This window comes from Paenibacillus taichungensis (assembly GCF_050994985.1).
GTDB classification, from domain to species: Bacteria; Bacillota; Bacilli; order Paenibacillales; family Paenibacillaceae; genus Paenibacillus; species Paenibacillus taichungensis.
In genome coordinates this window covers 1,541,989-1,559,245 of sequence record NZ_CP194720.1, presented here as the reverse complement: position 1 = coordinate 1,559,245, position 17,257 = coordinate 1,541,989, and the positions used below count along the sequence as shown (strand labels likewise).

19 protein-coding genes are annotated in these 17,257 nt (G+C 47.2%); all 19 read right to left on the bottom strand.

Annotation, left to right across the window (positions count from 1 at the left end; genetic code table 11):
- Positions 1-12 precede the first annotated feature (12 nt).
- The 19 genes from ACR1R9_RS07235 to trpE all read right to left on the bottom strand — a co-directional run bounded on the left by ACR1R9_RS07235 (position 13) and on the right by trpE (position 17,103).
- Positions 13-639, bottom strand: coding sequence for a DUF1405 domain-containing protein (locus ACR1R9_RS07235; RefSeq protein ID WP_433921442.1), 627 nt, complete (start codon positions 637-639; stop codon positions 13-15).
- A 113-nt stretch (positions 640-752) separates the two neighbouring features.
- Positions 753-1,634 carry a menaquinol-cytochrome c reductase cytochrome b/c subunit gene (locus ACR1R9_RS07230; protein ID WP_076288951.1) on the bottom strand — a complete coding sequence of 294 codons (882 nt, stop codon included), beginning with the start codon at positions 1,632-1,634 and terminating at the stop codon, positions 753-755.
- Positions 1,635-1,655: 21 nt separating this feature from the next.
- Positions 1,656-2,327 carry a menaquinol-cytochrome c reductase cytochrome b subunit gene (qcrB, locus tag ACR1R9_RS07225; protein WP_017687726.1) on the bottom strand — a complete coding sequence of 224 codons (672 nt, stop codon included), beginning with the start codon at positions 2,325-2,327 and terminating at the stop codon, positions 1,656-1,658.
- Between the two features lie 15 nt (positions 2,328-2,342).
- Positions 2,343-2,885, bottom strand: a complete 543-nt coding sequence (locus ACR1R9_RS07220; protein ID WP_076288950.1) for a ubiquinol-cytochrome c reductase iron-sulfur subunit — start codon at positions 2,883-2,885, stop codon at positions 2,343-2,345.
- 193 nt (positions 2,886-3,078) lie between these two features.
- Entirely contained in the window at positions 3,079-3,501 is a 423-nt protein-coding gene (locus tag ACR1R9_RS07215; RefSeq protein ID WP_076288949.1) for a DUF2487 family protein, read from the bottom strand.
- Between the two features lie 162 nt (positions 3,502-3,663).
- Positions 3,664-3,843 (bottom strand): IDEAL domain-containing protein, encoded by a 180-nt coding sequence (locus ACR1R9_RS07210; RefSeq protein ID WP_024630643.1) that lies wholly within the window; start codon positions 3,841-3,843, stop codon positions 3,664-3,666.
- A gap of 23 nt (positions 3,844-3,866) precedes the next feature.
- A complete protein-coding gene (locus tag ACR1R9_RS07205; RefSeq protein WP_063566783.1) occupies positions 3,867-4,373 on the bottom strand; it encodes a gamma carbonic anhydrase family protein in 507 nt (168 codons plus the stop codon).
- A 44-nt stretch (positions 4,374-4,417) separates the two neighbouring features.
- Positions 4,418-5,536, bottom strand: coding sequence for a hypothetical protein (locus ACR1R9_RS07200; RefSeq protein WP_099858393.1), 1,119 nt, complete (start codon positions 5,534-5,536; stop codon positions 4,418-4,420).
- Positions 5,537-6,003: 467 nt separating this feature from the next.
- On the bottom strand, positions 6,004-6,603 hold the full coding sequence (locus ACR1R9_RS07195) for a histidine phosphatase family protein (protein ID WP_076288947.1): 600 nt from the start codon (positions 6,601-6,603) through the stop codon (positions 6,004-6,006).
- Positions 6,604-6,643: 40 nt separating this feature from the next.
- The gene (locus tag ACR1R9_RS07190; protein WP_076288946.1) at positions 6,644-7,279 is read right to left on the bottom strand and encodes an anti-sigma factor family protein; all 636 of its coding nucleotides are present in this window, start codon (positions 7,277-7,279) and stop codon (positions 6,644-6,646) included.
- On the bottom strand, positions 7,276-7,869 hold the full coding sequence (locus ACR1R9_RS07185) for an RNA polymerase sigma factor (RefSeq protein WP_053780698.1): 594 nt from the start codon (positions 7,867-7,869) through the stop codon (positions 7,276-7,278). Before ACR1R9_RS07185 ends, ACR1R9_RS07190 begins: the two co-directional genes overlap by 4 nt.
- Positions 7,870-8,599: 730 nt before the next feature.
- On the bottom strand, positions 8,600-9,694 hold the full coding sequence (locus ACR1R9_RS07180) for a prephenate dehydrogenase (RefSeq protein ID WP_175382473.1): 1,095 nt from the start codon (positions 9,692-9,694) through the stop codon (positions 8,600-8,602).
- A 27-nt stretch (positions 9,695-9,721) separates the two neighbouring features.
- Entirely contained in the window at positions 9,722-10,822 is a 1,101-nt protein-coding gene (hisC, locus tag ACR1R9_RS07175) for a histidinol-phosphate transaminase (RefSeq protein WP_099858395.1), read from the bottom strand.
- An 86-nt stretch (positions 10,823-10,908) separates the two neighbouring features.
- A complete protein-coding gene (gene trpA / locus ACR1R9_RS07170) occupies positions 10,909-11,715 on the bottom strand; it encodes a tryptophan synthase subunit alpha (RefSeq protein ID WP_090900565.1) in 807 nt (268 codons plus the stop codon).
- Entirely contained in the window at positions 11,712-12,911 is a 1,200-nt protein-coding gene (gene trpB / locus ACR1R9_RS07165; protein WP_111620721.1) for a tryptophan synthase subunit beta, read from the bottom strand. Before trpB ends, trpA begins: the two co-directional genes overlap by 4 nt.
- Positions 12,908-13,645 carry a phosphoribosylanthranilate isomerase gene (locus tag ACR1R9_RS07160; protein WP_076288941.1) on the bottom strand — a complete coding sequence of 246 codons (738 nt, stop codon included), beginning with the start codon at positions 13,643-13,645 and terminating at the stop codon, positions 12,908-12,910. The genes trpB and ACR1R9_RS07160 overlap by 4 nt, the downstream gene beginning before the upstream one ends.
- Positions 13,642-14,433 (bottom strand): indole-3-glycerol phosphate synthase TrpC, encoded by a 792-nt coding sequence (gene trpC, locus ACR1R9_RS07155; RefSeq protein WP_433921444.1) that lies wholly within the window; start codon positions 14,431-14,433, stop codon positions 13,642-13,644. The genes ACR1R9_RS07160 and trpC overlap by 4 nt, the downstream gene beginning before the upstream one ends.
- Positions 14,423-15,445, bottom strand: a complete 1,023-nt coding sequence (gene trpD / locus ACR1R9_RS07150; RefSeq protein WP_433923751.1) for an anthranilate phosphoribosyltransferase — start codon at positions 15,443-15,445, stop codon at positions 14,423-14,425. The genes trpC and trpD overlap by 11 nt, the downstream gene beginning before the upstream one ends.
- An 86-nt stretch (positions 15,446-15,531) precedes the next feature.
- Positions 15,532-17,103, bottom strand: coding sequence for an anthranilate synthase component I (gene trpE, locus ACR1R9_RS07145; protein WP_433921445.1), 1,572 nt, complete (start codon positions 17,101-17,103; stop codon positions 15,532-15,534).
- Between the last annotated feature and the right edge of the window lie 154 nt (positions 17,104-17,257).

Sequence of the window (17,257 nt, the reverse complement as noted above, 5' to 3'; positions counted from 1 at the left end):
TACATGATGAAATCAGGCCCGTTTGGCCTGTCTCAAGGCAAGCCACGCACAGAGAATGCTCACTAGCGTGAGTCCCACGGTGAAATTGCGTACACCATCCAGATGATCCATCAGCGATGCGGGCAGCCAAGGGAAGATGTCATAGGTATAATCCATTGTATCGTTTAGCAGTGTCCACAAGGCAGCAATCACCAAAGCACCCCAACGGAACCCAAACAACCTCACATACAGCAATGCCTCGATAGCCATGGCGCTATGCGACGCAATTAACATCCAATCCTGCCAGTTGTGTGCGCCCCCCTGCATCCAGCCTGCAAAAATGATGGAGACTGCCCATACGCCGTATTTTACCGAAGTAACCACAGCAAGCGCCTGTATGACATGTCCAATCCGATTCAGAAGCCTCGATTTCGGCTTGTACAAAATCCACAATAAGGATAGTGTAAAAAACAGACTCGCTGTCGGACTGTCCGGCACAAACACAATTTGCCATAGTGGTTGCTGTGCCAGCGTAAATTTCAATTGATCCCCGTACCATATGTATCCATATACTGTTCCTAATGCGTTACACCAAAAAAGAAGCCACAGGAAGTAACGGTTTGTTAGAAATTCCCGGCTCCAAAAGTACGATAAAGCCACATGCTCTGCCCCTTCCATTATGTGTATTCTGCGTTCCAAAAGATGATGTTGCGAAAAACGCCTCAAAAAAACCTGACCGCATAAACGATCAGGTTTCATTGCTTATTTCGATTTTACTGTTCTGCCTTCTGTTTCGCAAGCCATTCCGCCAAGTGATTGATGTCATCATCTGTCAAACCTTGGGCGATGGCTTGATCATACATTGCGGGCATTGAGTTATACCCTTCTTTGATAATGGTCAGAATTTCTTCCTGGCTGTGTTTGTCGCCCACACCCCGAAGCGAAGGCCCTCCTGCTCCCTTCATATCAGCCGCATGACATCCGATACATCCGGCCTTTTTGAAGGTTTCCATCGCAGGGTCATCCTTCTCAACAATCGCCACTTCTTCTTTTTGACCAGCCGCATTCGACGTAGGAAGACCCTGCGCGTGTTTCTCACGCGCTTCTTCTTCACGCTGAATATGTTCCGGCTTTTGGCCGCTTGCTTCCAACTCATGCGCGTAGTGTGTCCATGCAACATTGGTCAGGTAGAAAACGGCCATCACCGATAGAATCATAAGTGATGATGCAATCGGACGTTTGTAGAAACGCCGCTCCTTGCCTGTATCCAGAAAAGGGGCCAGTAACAAAGCACCGAAAGCAACTCCGCTGACTCCAAGTACCCCGAGCAGGACATAATCACCTGAGGCATATGGGTATTTCAAATACTGATACAGAAAAAGGAAGTACCAGTCCGGCATCGGGATAACCGATGCACTTGGATTGGCCGGATAGCCCAGTGGTGCAGGTTCCGAAATCGTTAATACCAGAATACCAACCAGTACAACGACACCAACCATCCATTCCTTCAGCAAGAAGTTAGGAATAAAAGCCTCTGATTTGCCGGGATACGCCGTGTAATCCGGTGGAGTTATAAACCCCGCTCCTTTACGGACGCGTGAGTCCCCGACGAAGATAATCTTTTCCTGGTCATCTGACTTGTGTCCGTGAGCCATGTCGATTCCTCCCTTCTCAGATTATAGTGGTCCCGAAATGCCCTGTCTGCGGATCATAATAAAGTGACCGACCAGAAGCACCAGAAGCACAGCCGGAAGGAAAAAGACGTGCAGGGCAAAGAATCGTGTTAACGTCTGCGCACCTACAATAGTTCCACCTTGCAGGAATTCCTTAATGATCGGTCCCAGCCAAGGAACCGTATTCGCAATCTCCAGAGTAACCTTGGTTGCAAAGTAGGCTTTGTTATCCCAAGGCAACAGGTAACCGGTAAGCCCCAGACCCAGCATGACAAAAAAGATCAGCATGCCGACAACCCAGTTCATCTCGCGTGGTGCTTTGTAAGAGCCGGTAAAGAACACACGCATCGTATGTAAGAACATCATAACGATAACCAAGCTGGCTCCCCAATGGTGCATCCCGCGTACAATTTGGCCGAAGGCTACTTTAGTCTGCAAATACTCAACACTGGCGTAAGCATTAATAATATCAGGCACATAATACATGGTCAGGAACATCCCTGACAAAATTTGAATAACAGTGATAAAGAACGTCAATCCACCAAAGCAGTACACGAATGCGGAAAAGTGATGAGCCGGGTTTACGTGCTCTGGAACTTCATGATCCGCAACGTCCCTCCAAATTGGCGTGATATCGAGACGCTCGTCAATCCAGTCATAGACATTTTTAAACATCTGCGTTCACGCCTCCTATTTGACTCGGGTGTTCGGAATAATGTCGCCCAGATAAACCCAACCCTGATCTTCTTTAACCACATACTCATCAAGCGGCTTCGGGGCTACGGCAAGGTTCTTGCCTTCCTTGTTATAATGCGCGCCATGGCACGGACAATGATATTCGTCAGGATATTGCTTATCACTGTTCCAACCTACGGTACATCCCAAATGTTTACAAATGGGTGAAAGCGCATAGATTTTGCCCTGCTCATCTTTCCTGATCCAAGCGATTAACGAAGCATTGCTCAAATACCAACCGTCTTGCTGTTTCAATTCAAACGTAAATTCTTGAGGTTCATTCGTAATTTTGCTGATTTCCGCTACTTTGACAGAGGTGCCTTCTCCCTTGTGCTGCAAAATCGGGTCCACCGCAAAACGGACCATGGGGAGTATTGCACCGGCGGCCATGTAGGCTGTAGCTCCACCAAGCGTGTACGTCAAAAACTGCCTGCGTGACATTTCCATGCGGCTTGGCAATTTCATCGAAGCTTCGTGCTGGTCATGCTCACTGCTCATACTGTCTCCAACCCCCTTTTTCAGCCAACTTTCTCAATCGTTTTCATTATCAGAAATTCCACGACTTACTAGAACATACATAATCATATAGTAGCCCTAGAACACCGTCAAGAATTTGTCACACATTTTTAAGGTTCATTTGTAAGCGTTATTAAAAAAATGTTGGTAAATTGTCACATTTGTCACAGGTAGGTCATCTTTTCCATAACTCACGGATTTTTTCCCCGACAAAACGCGAAATCCCTTCTTCTCCAACCTCTTGAATTAAAGTAGAACGACTTAATACCAAATCTGCAGAGGTAATTTGGGTATGTTCCAACTCGCCATCAGATGACATTATAACCACATATTTGAAACCGGAGGATTTGAGCTGTTCGGATAAGGTATTTAATGCCATTGACATATCTGGACACGCATAATGGAATGCAGGGTAAGTCATGATACGTCCTTTAAAAGGAATCTCCACCAGATCCAAAAAATCTCTAAGTCGCTCTAACGCCTCAGTTGCTTCAACCGGGGACTGCTTGCCCGTCAGGGCTGTATATGGAATAAGGCATGTATCCAGATAGAGTTGCAGTTCCGCCCAGCTGTCTTGAGTCATCTCACTGAATTTCAATTCCCTAATTCCCCTCTCTATCCATTTTATTCCCATATTATATATGAGCGTATATTATAAATCCAGAGATTCATACTTTTTCCGCATAAGAATGATGAAGAACACAAAAAAGAAATGCGTGTTTCACGCATTTCCTGTCGTATATATTATTTTACATGCTCATCAGTTTATGGCCTTTAGTTCATCCGTCAGATTCCGGAAAGCTACTTCGTCTCCGGTAGCCAATGCCTTATCGATTTCCATATACAGCTTCTCGCTGCGCTGTTTACGAAGCGCGTCGTCCCACACCATCTCAGCAGCCAGCCCCAACATGACTTCATACGTAACTTTCATTTTATCCAATAGGATGCACCTCCAAAACGGATTTAAGAGCTCCTATATTCCTTTCCTTTGGCAACATAACCTAGTGTAGTTCTGGACATCCGCTCAAGATCTGCGTCAGTCAACTCACGTATCACTTTGGCTGGTGTGCCCAAAGCAAGGGTATAGGGCGGTATTTTAGTATTTTCAGTTACAACAGAACCGGCCCCGATCAGCGTATATTCACCAATTTCGGCTCCATTGAGAAGGATAGCGCCCATACCAATCAGCGAACCTGTTCCGATACGACATCCATGGATAATCGCAGAATGCCCTACCGATACATCGTCGTCCAAAATCAAAGGTTGATCCGTGTTGACGTGCCCAACAGCATTATCCTGTATATTACAGCGCCGTCCAATCACAATGGGTGCCAGATCGGCGCGCAGCACAGCATTGAACCAGATCGTAGATTCTTCACCCATTGTCAGATCACCTATAAGTTTGGCGCCTTCAGCCATATAGACCGAAGGGTGTAACTGGGGTTGCATACCTTTGTATGGAATTATCATAAGTATCACTCCTTAATTTGGGAGTGATTTTAGCAACTTGTCCTTCACTTGTCAAACATAACGGGACTAATATCCCCGGACAGCGAGCGACAGGATGACGCAAGCCGTGAACCCCATGCTGTCATTTGTACTGTTCGCCCATCTGCATGTTCTCCAATGCGAAGCATGCCTAGGTGCAGCATCATTTTGAGTATCCTGTTGTCATAAATCGTCTCGGCAGTGTCATAATAGAACGGCTGAATGTAGGGACCAATCTGGCGGAACAAAGACTCTGCTGTGGACCAGCCAGCTGCACATTCCCCTGTCCAGTACACTATGGAGGACAGATTGGGAATAGCACCTTTATAAAGTCTTAACCAAAACCGAAATAGCTGTATCATCTCGGCTGTTTTCTCCGCACCCAGCTTGTCTTCACCAGAAGGTGACAATTTCAGCGTGCCCTGCTCCTCACGGACCAGACGATGATGAAAAGCATAGTCGTAGATGAACGCAAATCGGTCGGGGTAGTCTTTGAACGAACGACCATAACCGAATCTCCATCCTGCCTTACCCACCAGCGCCTCGCTCACATGCAAATGCTCCATGATCTGCTGTTGAGAACGACGATACATCATGCCTTCTGCGTTCAGTGCTATTTCATGCTGTTGGACAAATTGCAGAAACAGTTTCAGATCATCTGCGAGTAGATGGTATTCATCCCTGTAAACGGGCGGCTCGCTCGTCTGTGCAATGCCTGCTTTCAGGTGAGTGGATAACACATCACGAAATCTCATTTGCAAATCCTTAGGTACCTGATACAGGTATCTGGTCTGCTGAGTTGTGCCATTGAATAACCATCCACTCTTCGTGAAGCGTACGATAAGATCACGTGGACTGGCTCCAGCCTCGCTATCTTTTTTATCCATCGATTGACGAGCAATGGCGACAAGTTCCTCCATACCGAAGTATTGGCGGGTATCAAACAGCAAGTTGTTCAAAAACCGTAGATCTACCTGGTTTAGTTCCCTAACCTGCTGCTCAAAAAAAGGTCTGCTGCCCAATGTAGTGAGAATACTCTGGATGAGTTCATGTTTGGAATTGGGCTTACACTCGCACTGGTAATAGTCTGCTATTCGATTAAGCTGGCCGATATCGGCAAAAGTAAGCATATCCGCTAGATTCATGGGTCCATCGCCTCGCCCTTGACTACTTTTTGGCTGTTGATTCGGGGCCTGGAGTAGTTTGGTTTTGTAAACATCGTTGACGGAATTCCCATGATCTAAACCTCTTTTTTGCAAATCTTTTATGTTTTAACCATACTATGCCCGAAGTTGCCTGCTCAGAAGAAGAATGAGAGGTTCAAAATCATATAGAAATTGAACTAGAGAATATTTACACTTGCCACTCCAATGACAGAACAACCTTCTGATCGCTGTTATCCCCAATTTTTTTGGATTCCCTTTTTTCGAAGGGGAAAATCTGGGGATAAAGGCGAAGCGTATGCTTCCGACGCAGCTTTCTTTCAGAAAGCTTTTAACTCCGCTTCCTCAGGTTATTTCTGTCCTCTCCGTTCTTGTGTAAATGCTTATTTCAATCTCTATAGAATGCCAGTTACACATTGCTATAACGCAAAAAAAACAACCTGAGTTAATTACTCAGGTTGTTTTGCCAGATCTAATGAAAGGTGTCGTGTACAGTTATAAAGCAATGGACTCCAATCGTCACGTTCCTTCTCCAGGATCGTAAGCGATAGGTTTCCAATTCGTTCCGTATAGCGGTCTTTATACAAAGCTGATAGCAAACTGGCTAAAAAAGCGCCATGGGAGACAATCAGCACATTTTGGTCCTGATGAGCCTCCCATAAATCCTCCAGAAAGCCCAATGCACGTGTCTGAATATCAGCAATCTGTTCCTGTCCCAAATCAAGCGTCTCCCAGGAAGCGCCCCAGCGAGCCACACGCTCTTCGGATGTCAGACCTTCAATTTGACCAAAGGCACGCTCTTTCAAGCGTGCATCCGGCTCAAGCAAAGGAACATTCAATAGCCCGGAGATAATCTCTCCCGTCTCCTGAGCTCTGGACAGCCCGCTCGTAATGATATGGTCCCAGCGATACTCTTCGGTAAGCAAACGTCTACCCAGACGCTCAGCTTGCTCACGACCTTCCGCATTCAGAGGTATGTCTGTCTGTCCCTGAATACGCCCTGCTGCATTCCAGTCGGTTAGACCGTGACGAATAAGCCCAATGCGCATCTCATCCCTCATTTCTCTATACGGTGAACGAAAGCTTTACCTAAGCACGTGCACCTTGTTTGCGTTTGTTTGTTGAACGATGCATCCGCCCAAGAGAGAACAGAGCCATACCTATTGCAAGCAGCGACAACGCCATCCAGTACTGTGGATACGCTGGGCCCATGCTCACAACGAAGGGCTCAATAATACTCCCTCTATCTGCTCCCGTCATGTTGTACTTGTACAATCCGGAGGAAGAAGGCTCACTGCCCGCTACCCCTGTCTCCAAAATACCCGTAGAGACCACGCTGGTCTGCTCAGCTTCTGATACGTCCGGCTTAAACATCGCCATGTACAGAAAGCTGCATAAGAAAATTGCCAGGAACGCAGCAATCCACAAAGACATATGCTTGCGGATCACAGCAGAGAAACGATTAACCTTTGCCTCTTCCGGCAGTAGCCATGGAGACTCCGCATAGATCCGGTCCATAACATTACGGTTCACTTTCTCTGCTTGTTGTTCTGTCACTGGGACCGGTATGCTGTGCAGCAGAATTTGAGCTTCTTCCCAAACCTCAAATTGCTGCGAGCAATCTTCACAACCAGCGAGATGAGCATGAAATGCAATTCGCTGAGGATGAGCTTCCGGCAAGTCCCAGACCAGTGCAAACAGTTCCTGGGCTTCATTGCAATTCATCTGTTCTTCATCCCTTCATATGGCTCGTAGACCGGTTCGAAGAAATAAGGTTCCAATTGAGTTTTTACGCTTGACCTTGCTCTGAACAATAACGATTTTACAGAACTGACGCTCTGCCCAAGAATATTTGCAATCTCCTGGTAATCTAGTTGATCATACTCACGGAGTATAATGGCAGAACGCTGCTTCTCCGGTAAATTGTTAATTGCATCCCTAACCAGCATCACCCGCTCACTGCGCAATACAGCATGCTCTGGCGCATTCTCAGAAGGAGCAACAGGTACAATACCGCTCTCTTCAAGTGGAACACTCCCACTACGCTGTTTGCGAAGCTCACTCAGTACCGTATTTCTCGCAATGGTATATAACCAGGTTGAGAATGAGGCATCCACCTCTCGGAATGAGTGCAGACTGCGGAACGCCTTATAGAAAGTCTCAGAACAGAGATCTTCCGCAAGCAGCTCCATATTAGAACTTTTCAACATATGATATACGAAAGCCAGTATTTTACGCTGATAACGACTCATCAGCTCGGAATATAACTCCAGGTTACCTTCCTTGATCTCTCGAATCAACTGGGAATCCGTCATTTGAGTGCGACCCCTCCTCGCCCATCCATGTGCTTCTCCCCGTTCGACTCTATCCATGTATTACCGAACAGGCACAAAAAAGTTGCGGTTTTCACCGCATAAAACAGCGTTCAGCGCCAAAACAGGCCTTCCCGCCAAATTCCCCTATGTAATGGCAATTTCCCCAACGTTTCTACATTAACAGTATTTATTGTACAACGGTCTGCATCATCCTGGCAAATCCATGGCTTCCGTTGAAGCCCGACCAGTCATTATTATGCAGCCATTTTCTCGTCCATGACTTCAATTTGATCCCTTTTCTGAAGCCACTCATATATTGGACGAACGAAGGCCTCAAAAAGTTTGTGTGAATTAAGAAATAATTTTAAAATTTCAGCAGAATTTCGTCATAACATATTTTTAGCAATTGCACCATTAAACCTTATTTCCGATCATCAAGCAATAGACAAAATGCATTTCCAACTCACTTTATGCAAGGATTATATTTCCTTAATTTACGAATGTTATAATTAACTTAAACAATTTTACTCAAAGTGTTGACAAAATGAAAACGGATACATATAATAAAAGTACAGTATGGTTTCTCTCCACTCCTATCCAATAACTGTATTGCTCCACGTGAGCAATGGCCGCTTATGTAAGCGGTCTTTTTTTTGTCCTTTTTTAGAACATGTCCTGTAACAGCTGATTATCAACATAAAAAAGAGGGCTTTCGCCCCCTTCCTATAACCTAAACCCACACTTGATACCCCAGGGAATCCAGCAACGTTTTGGCACGTTCCATTTCTTCTTCCTGCCGGAACGACAAACGCATAATGCCCGGCACATCGACCCGGTTCTCAATAATCTCCATGTTGCTTAAGTTAATATCATTCGCCCCAAGCTCGGTGGCAATCTTGCCGATCATCCCCGGTGCATCCTGTACATCCGTATATAGATCAAACAACGACGAGATCATGCCTTTCCGTCGTTCTGGCAGCACACTGCGGAACTCGCGTGCCTGACGAAACGCCTCCTCAATGCCCTCACCATTTTGTTGCTCCAGCATTTCGGTGAAAGCCGTCATTTGGCCGTTCCAGTCCTTCAACAAGCCCAGCAGCACCTCACGGTTGCTCAGCAGAATATCTCTCCATACAATGGCATCACTGGAGGCAATCCGAGTAATATCACGGAAACCGCCTGCAGCCAGCATTTTATACAAAGGGTTCGACTCATTATATTCACGCACCTGGTTCACCAGCGCAACTGCAATAACATGTGGCAAATGACTGATCGCTCCAACTATGTCATCGTGCAGCAGCGGTTCTACACGAACAATCTGTGCACGTGTGTACGCAAGAAGATCAGATAATCTGTCATAAGCTTCCTCAGGTACTTGTTCTGAAGGGGTCAAGACATAGTATGCATTCTCAAATAATACAGACGAGGCTGCATCCACACCTGCACGCTCAGATCCAGCCATCGGATGGCCGCCAATAAAGTATGCATCACTCATGCGGACATGCTCAGCACAAGCTGCGATGGACGCCTTTGTGCTTCCTACGTCCGTAATGATACATCCCTTTTTCAAGGGAAGCTTGGCCAATTGTCCAAAATAGGATTCGAGCAGCCCAACAGGTACGCACAAAAAAATAAAGTCGGCATCCTGTACCGCTTCCTCCAGAGAGAGCGTAGCATCATCCACTACACCACTCGCTATGTACTTGTCTTTCAGTTCAGGCAGGTGGGCATAGCCCATCACCGTTACACCAGGCTTGCCTTTGAAGCAAAGCGCCAGTGAACCGCCGATGAGCCCTACACCGATCATTGCAATTTTTAGTTTCATGGGTCCTCACTCTTTTCATCGCCAGATTTAAGGGCGTGCTACCGCCTTCTCAGCCAGCGTGTTCTTCAGTGCCGTGACAAACGCACGGTTCTGTTCTGATGTTCCGACGGACACACGAATGTATGTTGGATATACATGGAATCCAGGACGAACGATAATGCCTTGTTTCAAAAGCGACTGGAACGCCGTTGCAGATGGCATGTCCAGATCAACCATGATGAAGTTACCCTGCGAAGGGAAAAACGGCAGTTCTAACTGTGTGAATTCATTTTGCAAATACGCTCGTTCTACTGCATTACGCTCCGCACATTCTTGGACAAAAGCCTGATCCTCAAGTGCAGCTTTCGCCGCAGCCTGACCGAATCGTGAAGTATTAAACGGTTCACGCACACGGTTGATCAGATCGATTACTTCTGGGCGTGCAATACCGTATCCAATACGCAATGAAGCTAATCCATAGATTTTGGAGAATGTCCGCAAAATAACCAGGTTAGGATAACGCTCAATCATAGGCACACTTTGTGGATACGCCTCATCCGTTACAAATTCATAGTAAGCTTCATCCAGCACAACCATCACATGAGAAGGTACACGATCCATAAATGCCGTCAATTCCTGCTCAGAGATAATTGTACCGGTTGGATTATTGGGGTTACACACCCAGACTGCTTTCGTCTTATCATTGATTTGCGCCAGCATGGAAGTCAGGTCATGAGTTCCATCTTTGAGCGGTACTTCAATGCTGATAGCACCTTCGATGTCAGCGTTACTTTTGTATACAGAGAACGTCTGGTCAGCCATGATGTTCTCGTCTCCCGGGAGGAAGAATGCACGAGTGATCAACGCAATGATCTCATCCGATCCACAACCAAAGATTAGATTATCCCGTTCCACTCCCAGATGCTTCGCCAGCACTTCAGTCAGTTCCGTGGAACTTCCATCCGGATATATGCTTACATTGACTAGCTCTCTAGTGATTGCTTCAAGCGCAGCAGGCGAACTTCCATATGGATTTTCGTTGGAGGCCAGCTTGATCACTTGCTCCAAACCCAGTTCACGTTTCACTTCTTCAATCGGTTTGCCCGGTTTATATACAGGCAGATTGACAATCTGGGACTTCGGTTTCAACCCGACCGCCTCCTGTTATTGAAATAGTTATGGACATGCCTCAGCCTGTGCTGAGCATGCCCTGGGGATGTAACATCATTGAATCCCTATCCTTTTAATTGTGCCACAAAGTTGCGAATTTGCAACAGCCCCGCCTGACGCGTATCCGGATTTCCAAGAAGAGGTATAGCTTCTTCCACCTGACGAACGATAGCACTACCAACAACAACACCATCACAGATGCGGGAGAAACGAGCTACCTGCTCGTGACTGGAAATGCCGAAGCCAACAGCGACCGGAAGATCTGTCAGGCTCTTTACAGTTTCAATAAAGCTTTCTACCCCATCGAAAAAGGAAGCTCTCTCTCCCGTGACACCCAGAGAAGAGACACAATAGATGAAACCACGTGCTCCCGTAACAATACGCTCGATTCTCGCGTTGGACGTAGGGGCTACGAGCGGAACCAAATGCACACCTGCAGCATCCGCACGGCGTCGCATGTCCTCCGCTTCCTCAATCGGAAGATCCGGGATGATCATGCCACTGATCTCATGTTTGATCAACTCGTCAAAAAATACATCCAGTCCCGTCTGTAACACCGGATTATAGTAGGTAAACAGTACAAAAGGTAGTTTCACACCCGCAGCACGTGCTCTTGCTGCTGTCTCCATACAAGTCCGAATTGTGATCTGACTTTTCAATGCACGCTCGGAAGCACGCTGGATTACCGGTCCATCTGCGAGCGGATCAGAATAGGGAACACCGAGTTCCAAAATGTCCGCTCCTGCCTGTTCCAGTTCCTTAATGATCTCCACCGTGGTGTCCACATCTGGATCTCCAACCGTAAGAAATGGAATAAGTGCTGTCCGGTTCTGTTCTTTCAATTGTTGGAAGGTCTGGTCCATCAGGTTCATGCCAAGTCCCCTCCTGTGTATTTCATAATGGATTCAACGTCTTTGTCACCACGACCGGAAAGACAGATCACAACGATATCATCAGCGCTGAGTTCAGGCGCAAGCTTGACGACCTGCGCAACAGCATGGGCTGACTCCAATGCCGGAATAATGCCTTCTGTTCGGCTCAGCAACTGCAAGGCATCTAATGCCTCCTGGTCCGTAATCGGAACATATTGGGCACGTTTAATATCTTTGAGATAGGAATGCTCAGGACCAACACCCGGATAATCAAGTCCCGCTGAAATAGAATGGGCTGGCTGAACCTGTCCATATTCATCTTGCAGCAGATAACTCATCGAACCCTGGAATACACCATGTGTCCCTTTGCTCATCGTAGCCGCATGGAACTCGGTGTCCACCCCTTTACCTGCGGCTTCAACTCCAACAAGCTTTACATCCTGATCGCCAATAAACGGATAGAACATACCGATTGCATTACTTCCGCCGCCAACAGCTGCAACAATCACATCCGGCAACCGTCCTTCAATCTCCTGAATCTGGCGCCGTGTCTCATCACCGATCACTCGCTGGAAGTTACGTACCATCATTGGGTACGGATGAGGACCGACTACGGATCCAAGCACGTAGAAGGTATCTTCCACATTACTAACCCAGTAGCGAAGCGCCTCATTCCCCGCATCTTTCAATGTACGCGTGCCAGATGTCACCGGAATGACTTCTGCTCCAAGCAGCTTCATCCGAAATACGTTCAATTGTTGTCGCTGCGTATCTTCTTCACCCATAAACACTTTACATTCTAGCCCCAGCAATGCAGCAACTGTTGCCGTGGCAACGCCATGCTGTCCTGCACCTGTTTCGGCAATGACTTTCTTTTTCCCCATCCGTTTAGCCAGCAATCCCTGTCCAATAGCGTTATTGATCTTATGCGCTCCTGTATGGTTCAGGTCTTCACGTTTCAGATAAATTTTGGGTCCGCCCAAGCGTCGGGACAATTGCTCTGCATGGTATAAAGGCGTTTCCCGTCCAGAATACTCGCTTAACAGATAATTCAGTTCCTTGTTGAATTCCTCATCTTCGGAGAAGTGGCTATACGCTTCCTCCAGTTCGATCAGAGCGTTCATTAGTGTCTCAGGTACAAAGCGGCCTCCGAAGGGACCGAAACGCCCGTGTTGATCCGGCAATTGATGTGTCATGCCTGCTTCACCCTTTCTACAAATGCTGTTATTTTCGCAATATCCTTCACACCTTCGGACTCTACGCCGCTGGATACATCGACGCCGTCCGGTGCATATGTCTGTATCAGTTGTTGCACATTATCCGGCTGTAAACCTCCTGCCACGAACAACGCGATTCCATGTTTTCTTGCCCACTCGGCGTAGAATGGAATTCGTTCCCAGGCAAAGGTTTTACCGGAACCCCCTCCATAGAGCGGGTCAAACGTATCGAGCAATATGGCGTCCACCACATTTTTATATGGATCAAGTGCCAGTAAGGCGGTATCGTCAGCTAATGAACCTGTTTCATCTTTTGGAAAAGAGAAAGCCTTGAACACTTCGATACCGAAGCGCTGTTTCACCTGTTCACAAAATTCCGGCGATTCCTGTCCGTGCAGCTGAATGACATCCAGGCGTGAAATCTGCATGATGCTTTCCAGCTCTTCGAGCGTGGGATTCACGAAAACACCCGCCAGCTTCGGCCGATCGAACATCGTCCAGTCCAAGAGAACCGTTCTTAGCTCCGCACCCTGTTCAGGTGTAATACGGCGACGGGATGGGGCAAAAACAACACCAACGTAATCCACAGGCAAGTTTATCATCGATTTTAGCACTTCAACGTCCTGAAGTCCACATATTTTTACAGCCGCTGCCGGCTGGTTTCGCAGATCCACGTCTCTGCTGCTTGTGCCGTCATGATTGAATGCATTCATGCTTTTGGTCCCATCAGTTCATATACCGCAGCCTCAACATTGTCTTTGCGCATCAGATGCTCCCCAACAAGGATACCATGCACACCTGCCTCAATAAGAGATTCCAATGGCTGAGGACCGTCAATTCCACTTTCACTGATTAATGTTACACCCTCCGGAATCAAATTCATCAAATCCAATGTGGTGTTCAGACTCGTTTCGAACGTTTTCAGATTGCGGTTGTTGATGCCCACAAGTGTTGCCTGAGGAATATCAAGTACTTGCTCCAGTTCAGCATGATCATGGACTTCAATTAATGCATCAAGACCCAGACTTTTGGCAAATGTCAGATATTGACGCATTTGTTCGGGTGTCAGAATGCTCGCAATCAGCAAAACGGCATCCGCGCCAAGCAGCCTTGCCTCGGCAATCTGTCGTTCATCTATAATAAAATCCTTGCGCAGTAACGGTATGTTCACAGCTTCATGAATGGCCTGCAAGTATTCGCTATTTCCCTGGAAATAAGAAACGTCGGTCAATACGGATATACAATCTGCTCCAGCCCGTTCGTATGCGGAAGCAATTTCTACTGGATGGAAATCAGGACGAATCAGTCCTTTGGATGGAGAAGCTTTCTTCACTTCGGCGATGAGACCCAGCTTACGGTTACGTCTCTCTGATAAAGCACGTTCGAATCCACGAGTATTGGGTAATGCCTCTATCTTTTTCAGCGCATCGTCCATCTGAAATGTTTGTGCGAGTACTTCAACTTCTTTATGTTTGGTTGCTACGATTCGATCAAGATACATGACTGTACGCCTCCGTTGTATGAATTAACTGTTCCAGCTTCCCGGCAGCCTTGCCCGAGTCTACAGCTTCTTTCGCCATCAACACACCTTCTGCAATGGTATTCGCTAGACCGGATACATAGATGCACGCCCCGGCATTCAACAGAACGACATCACGGTATGCGCTCCGTTCTCCCTGGAAGATCCTTTTAATAATTTCGGCGTTCTGAGCCGCATCTCCTCCAAGAACCGATTCCAGCGGATGTAACGATAATCCCATATCACGTGGATCAATGTCATACGTATGCACTGCACCATTACGCAGTTCGGATACTTGTGTAGGTGCAGAGATGCTGATTTCATCCAGTCCATCATGACTCGCTACGACCAAAGCTCTTTTCAGCCCTAGACGATTCAGCACTTCAGCGATCATCGGTGTCCGGCTGCGGTCGTATAAACCAAGCAATTGTCGATCCGCTCCCGCAGGATTGGTTAGAGGTCCGAGCATGTTAAAGATCGTACGCACACCCAGCTCTTTTCTTGGCGCAGCAGCATGTTTCATAGAAGGGTGGTACACCTGAGCAAAACAAAAACAGATTCCGATCTCATCGAGACATTGTCTAGCCTGCTCTCCGTCCAGATGAATATTCACGCCCAATGCTTCAAGTACATCCGCACTGCCCGCTTTACCTGAGGCAGAGCGATTACCATGCTTCGCCACCCGGACAGAAACTGCTGAAGCAATGATGGCCGATGCCGTTGAAATGTTGAACTTATGAATACCTGAACCACCTGTTCCACAGGTGTCCAGCAGTCCATTGCCGTCGGTTAGGATCCGTCCGCCCTGTCCACGCATGGCTTCGGCAAACCCCGTGATTTCATCCACCGTTTCCCCCTTCATCCGCAAGCCCATAAGCAAACCTCCGATTTGAGCCGGAGTGGCCTCACCTCTCATGATGGAGTACATTAAGTCGCGCGCTTCTGCCTGCTCCAGATGGCTTCCCTCCAAAATTTTGGCAAGGCCATTCTTCATCCCTTCCGCATGACTATCTTTAGTTACAAATCGCTCTGATTCTTCATTCATGACTGGGTTCATATTCATTTCCGGTCTCTCCTCTCTCAGTTTTGTGCAGCCGTGGCTGGGTTAACAAAATAATCGGCGTTGGCAAGTTTCAAGGTGTGATCCTTCTCTTTGGCAGGAAACATCGCTTCTGCTGTGCGAATCGCTTTCAGCAGCGCTTTGGCTTTATTTACTGTTTCTTCATATTCATTCTCAGGCACCGAATCCCATACGATTCCGGCTCCAGCCTGCACATAAGCTTTTCCTTTTTTGAAAATAATCGTTCGAATTGTAATACAGGAGTCCATGTTTCCTGAGAAACCAAGATAACCGATAGCACCTGCATAAGCACCCCGCGCTTCTTTTTCCAGTTCCGCGATAATCTCCATCGCACGCAGCTTCGGCGCACCGGATACCGTCCCCGCTGGCAAACATGAAAGAAATGCATCAAAGAAATCCTTGTCTTCTCTAAGCTCACCTGTAACGTTGGACACCATGTGCATGACGTGGGAATATCGTTCAATCTCCATGAACATGTCACATTTCACACTTCCGAAGTTAGACACACGTCCCAGATCATTACGCCCCAGATCGACAAGCATCAGATGTTCCGCACGTTCCTTCTCATCCTGCAACAGATCTGCCGCTAATGCACGATCTTCTGCTTCCGTAGCTCCTCTTGGACGAGTCCCAGCAATCGGCCGTGTCTCTACGCGGTTTCCATCCACTTTTACCAACGCTTCCGGTGAAGTCCCTACAATAATTTCATCGTCCATCTTCAGATAATACATGTAGGGTGATGGATTCAACGTCCGAAGCACGCGATATACATGCAGCGGAGAAACTTCGGTATCAATGTGGAAACGTTGGGATAATACCACTTGAAAAATATCTCCTGCCCGAATGTACTCTTTGGCTTGCTCTACATTTCCGATAAACTGTTCCTTCGTGAGATTGGATCGAATATCCCCCAGTTCCACGTCTCCTGGAATGGAACGCGGATTCAGGTTTTCCCCTGGTCCTTGCTGCTGCAAGCGTTCAGCCGCCTTTTCCAGCTTCTCAGAAGTTAAAGCATAAGCTTGACGGATATCATCATCCGTTGCACCGTCTTTCACATGTACATTGCCCACAAGCAGCATCTGCTGCTTCACATGGTCAAACACAATAATCTGGTCACAGAACATGAAGCGAATATCATCCATTTTCAAATCATCCAGCGCGTGGGCCGGAAGCTTCTCATAATATTGCAGCAGATCGTATCCAAAGAAACCGATGGCCCCGCCTGTAAATGGGGGCAGTTCATCATCTTTTGGACTACGATACTTACGCAGCAGTGCTTTGAGCTCTTCAATCGGCTTGCCTGGCAGTTCTCGAATCTGTCCCGCTTCTTCTACCACGATCCGCCCTTTTTTGGCCGAGATCATCAGGAACGGATCTGTACCGATGAAGGAATATCTCGCCCATTGAATTCCCCCCTCCACACTTTCCAGCAGAAATGCCCGGTCGTTGTCAGCATAACGGCGGAAAATCCGAATCGGGGTCTCCATGTCTGCCAGAATCCGTTTGACTACCGGAATCAGATTATATTCATTCGACATTTTCAGTACTTGATTAACGTTTGGCGTTATCATCAGATCACGTCCTTTCAGATTTATATAAGTTCAACTAAAGAGGTTTACACTGAGCACTCCGATGACAGAACACCCTTCCGATTGCTGTTATCCCCAGATTTTTTGATTCCCTTTCTAAAGAAAAATCCGGTGATAAAGGCGAACGCTCCGCTTC

Bases quoted from the DNA above. Each gene is read 5' to 3' on its own strand.
- ACR1R9_RS07230 (WP_076288951.1), bottom strand. From the start codon at position 1,634: ATGGCTCACGGACACAAGTCAGATGACCAGGAAAAGATTATCTTCGTC.
- qcrB (WP_017687726.1), bottom strand. From the start codon at position 2,327: ATGTTTAAAAATGTCTATGACTGGATTGACGAGCGTCTCGATATCACG.
- ACR1R9_RS07220 (WP_076288950.1), bottom strand. From the start codon at position 2,885: ATGAGCAGTGAGCATGACCAGCACGAAGCTTCGATGAAATTGCCAAGC.
- ACR1R9_RS07205 (WP_063566783.1), bottom strand. From the start codon at position 4,373: ATGATAATTCCATACAAAGGTATGCAACCCCAGTTACACCCTTCGGTC.
- ACR1R9_RS07200 (WP_099858393.1), bottom strand. From the start codon at position 5,536: ATGAATCTAGCGGATATGCTTACTTTTGCCGATATCGGCCAGCTTAAT.
- ACR1R9_RS07195 (WP_076288947.1), bottom strand. From the start codon at position 6,603: ATGCGCATTGGGCTTATTCGTCACGGTCTAACCGACTGGAATGCAGCA.
- ACR1R9_RS07190 (WP_076288946.1), bottom strand. From the start codon at position 7,279: ATGAATTGCAATGAAGCCCAGGAACTGTTTGCACTGGTCTGGGACTTG.
- ACR1R9_RS07185 (WP_053780698.1), bottom strand. From the start codon at position 7,869: ATGACGGATTCCCAGTTGATTCGAGAGATCAAGGAAGGTAACCTGGAG.
- ACR1R9_RS07180 (WP_175382473.1), bottom strand. From the start codon at position 9,694: ATGAAACTAAAAATTGCAATGATCGGTGTAGGGCTCATCGGCGGTTCA.
- trpA (WP_090900565.1), bottom strand. From the start codon at position 11,715: ATGAACCTGATGGACCAGACCTTCCAACAATTGAAAGAACAGAACCGG.
- trpB (WP_111620721.1), bottom strand. From the start codon at position 12,911: ATGACACATCAATTGCCGGATCAACACGGGCGTTTCGGTCCCTTCGGA.
- ACR1R9_RS07160 (WP_076288941.1), bottom strand. From the start codon at position 13,645: ATGAATGCATTCAATCATGACGGCACAAGCAGCAGAGACGTGGATCTG.
- trpC (WP_433921444.1), bottom strand. From the start codon at position 14,433: ATGTATCTTGATCGAATCGTAGCAACCAAACATAAAGAAGTTGAAGTA.
- trpD (WP_433923751.1), bottom strand. From the start codon at position 15,445: ATGAAGAATGGCCTTGCCAAAATTTTGGAGGGAAGCCATCTGGAGCAG.
- trpE (WP_433921445.1), bottom strand. From the start codon at position 17,103: ATGATAACGCCAAACGTTAATCAAGTACTGAAAATGTCGAATGAATAT.